The organism is Vibrio sp. D173a (genome assembly GCF_030248475.1).
Genome location: NZ_JAHGAH010001272.1, coordinates 1 through 562 on the forward strand (window position 1 = coordinate 1; position 562 = coordinate 562).

Annotated in this window: 1 protein-coding gene; it reads right to left on the reverse strand. The window is 42.2% G+C overall.

What is annotated here, in order from left to right:
* Window positions 1-91 precede the first annotated feature (91 nt).
* On the reverse strand, window positions 92-562 hold a 471-nt coding region (locus KIV40_RS32785; RefSeq protein ID WP_285353548.1), incomplete at its 5' end, for a nucleoside-diphosphate sugar epimerase.

Here is a 562-nt window from a genome sequence, read left to right on the forward strand (position 1 = left end):
TCAATAAAAATGTCACCTTGTATCTCATAACTATCGCTTCCTAAATTCAGGTTAAATATGGGAAATATCAATCGATTCACGGAAAGTGGTACTAATACGCTAGGTTCATCATGTCTATAGAATCTAATCGCTCTACCTTACTCGGGGTCGGGAATGTCGAATGCACAACAATGCTTTTCGCGATACTTGTAGCTTGAATAGGTAGATATTTTTTCAAACTCCCCAACATCAACGGCCTAAACACTTTAAGGGCACCTTGAAGTAATTTTTCATCAGGCCTGCTCTCCTGACGATTGCCAGCTAGTGGCCCTGGGTGTAAGAAAGTCGTTTTCTCAAAATTCAGAAGTTCAACTTTGGTTTCCATTTGCCCTTTACAGCGAAGGTAGTGCGAGCGTGCGTTATTATCAGCCCCCAAGCAGGACACAACGATGAGGTGTTTTACACCCATGTTCTTCATGCTTTGCGCTGTAGAAACAACAAGATCCACATCAATAGAACGCAATTTTTCTTTTGTTCCTGCCTTTTTAATCGTGGTTCCTAACGCGATAACCCCGACTTCTGG